Origin of the sequence: Bartonella sp. LB28NMGDW (genome assembly GCF_042194435.1) — a bacterium.
Taxonomy (GTDB): Bacteria; Pseudomonadota; Alphaproteobacteria; order Rhizobiales; family Rhizobiaceae; genus Bartonella; species Bartonella grahamii.
In genome coordinates this window covers 1-2,500 of the sequence record NZ_JBHIMX010000029.1, presented here as the reverse complement: position 1 = coordinate 2,500, position 2,500 = coordinate 1, and the positions used below count along the sequence as shown (strand labels likewise).

Annotated in this window: 1 tRNA gene and 2 rRNA genes (1 of these 3 cut by a window edge); all 3 read left to right on the top strand. The window is 48.0% G+C overall.

Annotation, left to right across the window (positions count from 1 at the left end):
* Nucleotides 1–1,590, top strand: a 23S ribosomal RNA gene (locus tag ACFIKG_RS08240) (it extends 1,225 nt beyond the left edge of the window).
* A gap of 69 nt (nt 1,591–1,659) precedes the next feature.
* A 5S ribosomal RNA gene (rrf, locus tag ACFIKG_RS08235) occupies nt 1,660–1,774 on the top strand.
* A gap of 104 nt (nt 1,775–1,878) precedes the next feature.
* A tRNA-Met gene (locus ACFIKG_RS08230) sits at nt 1,879–1,955 on the top strand.
* Nucleotides 1,956–2,500: the final 545 nt, after the last annotated feature.

Sequence of the window (2,500 nt, the reverse complement as noted above, 5' to 3'; positions counted from 1 at the left end):
CTCTTCATTGAGTAAGTGGTAGCGGAGCGTTCCGTAAGCCTGTGAAGGGAGACTCGTGAGAGCTCCTGGAGGTATCGGAAGTGAGAATGCTGACATGAGTAACGATAAAGGGAGTGAGAGACTCCCTCGCCGAAAGTCCAAGGGTTCCTGCTTAAAGTTAATCTGAGCAGGGTGAGTCGGCCCCTAAGGCGAGGCCGAAAGGCGTAGTCGATGGGAACCACGTTAATATTCGTGGACCTGTGGGTAGTGACGGATTGCGTATATTGTAAGATCTTATTGGATTGATCTTGCAGTGAAGCAGTTCCAGGAAATAGCTCCCACATATAGACCGTACCCCAAACCGACACAGGTGGACTGGTAGAGAATACTAAGGCGCTTGAGAGAACTACGTTGAAGGAACTCGGCAAATTGCACGCGTAACTTCGGAAGAAGCGTGACCCTTTAGCGGGCAACCGTTAGAGGGTGGCACAGACCAGGGGGTAGCGACTGTTTACCAAAAACACAGGGCTCTGCGAAGTCGCAAGACGACGTATAGGGTCTGACGCCTGCCCGGTGCTGGAAGGTTAAGAGGAGATGTGCAAGCATTGAATTGAAGCCCCAGTAAACGGCGGCCGTAACTATAACGGTCCTAAGGTAGCGAAATTCCTTGTCGGGTAAGTTCCGACCTGCACGAATGGCGTAACGACTTCCCCGCTGTCTCCAACGTAGACTCAGTGAAATTGAATTCCCCGTGAAGATGCGGGGTTCCTGCGGTTAGACGGAAAGACCCCGTGCACCTTTACTATAGCTTTACACTGGCATTTGTGTCTGTATGTGTAGGATAGGTGGTAGACTTTGAAGCAGGGGCGCTAGCCTTTGTGGAGTCATCCTTGAAATACCACCCTTACCGATATGGATGTCTAACCGCAGTCCGTTATCCGGATTCGGGACCGTGTATGGTGGGTAGTTTGACTGGGGCGGTCGCCTCCTAAAGAGTAACGGAGGCGCGCGATGGTAGGCTCAAAACGGTCGGAAATCGTTTGTTGAGTGCAATGGCATAAGCCTGCCTGACTGTGAGACTGACAAGTCGAGCAGAGTCGAAAGACGGTCATAGTGATCCGGTGGTCCCGTGTGGAAGGGCCATCGCTCAACGGATAAAAGGTACGCCGGGGATAACAGGCTGATGACCCCCAAGAGTCCATATCGACGGGGTTGTTTGGCACCTCGATGTCGACTCATCGCATCCTGGGGCTGGAGCAGGTCCCAAGGGTATGGCTGTTCGCCATTTAAAGCGGTACGTGAGTTGGGTTCAGAACGTCGTGAGACAGTTCGGTCCCTATCTGCCGTGGGTGTTGGAATATTGACAGGATCTGTCCCTAGTACGAGAGGACCGGGATGGACGTATCTCTGGTGGACCTGTTGTGGCGCCAGCCGCATAGCAGGGTAGCTATATACGGAAGGGATAACCGCTGAAGGCATCTAAGCGGGAAACCCACCTGAAAACGAGTATTCCCTGAGAACCGTGGTAGACCACCACGTTGATAGGTCAGGTGTGGAAGTGTGGTAACACATGAAGCTTACTGATACTAATCGTTCGATCGACTTGATCGTTCTCATTTCCTATATCCATTCTTAAATTATAAAAATTTCCAGCTTCTCATCATTCATGCTTTTTGCTGACTTGGTGGTTATGGCGGAGTGAACGCACCCGATCCCATCCCGAACTCGGCCGTGAAACGCTCCAGCGCTGATGGTACTTTGCCTTAAGGCACGGGAGAGTAAGTCGCCGCCAGGTCTGCTAAAGGCATGATAGATAACAATTCAAAAATAAAAATGTAATCAGATCAATGCTCAATACTCAGAGTAGACAATAAAAAAATCTTGTTCTAAAATATGTGACGCGGGGTGGAGCAGCCCGGTAGCTCGTCAGGCTCATAACCTGAAGGCCGCAGGTTCAAATCCTGCCCCCGCAACCAATGTTCCAAAACTAATAACTTCCATAAAAATCAAATCACATCTAAACATCACTCTGCAACCATAGTAGAACGTGAAAATATAAAAATGTACGTAAGCGAAAATGTTATAGAATAACCCTTCACTCAAACTTCCCCCTTTAGCTGTATAGGCTTAGGGCTTTTTAGAAATTGCGAGAGCACTATGGAAGAAGAATAAAACGTACAAACTGCCTAAAAAACTATAAAAATATGACAAGGGGATGGGGTGGCTTGAAAATATTCCCTCTCTAAAAAATGCAATGCCCCATATAGACATGCCACTTGCTGCTGTTTGTTCACAATAGAGTGCAAAAAATAGCGCTTAACCTAGATTCCTCTCAAAAATTCTCTGATGCCTCTCAAAGTAACTTGAAAAAAAGCTCTTGTTCATCCGTAGCTGGTAGTAGAAGTTATGTATCCATTGCAGTAGAATCTTGGTTTTTATCAGGTTTGCTAACTTGTGTATCGGAACAGACAGAAAAAAAACGTAAGGGTGGTTCTGTATCTGCTGTCATTCTCTTATCGTT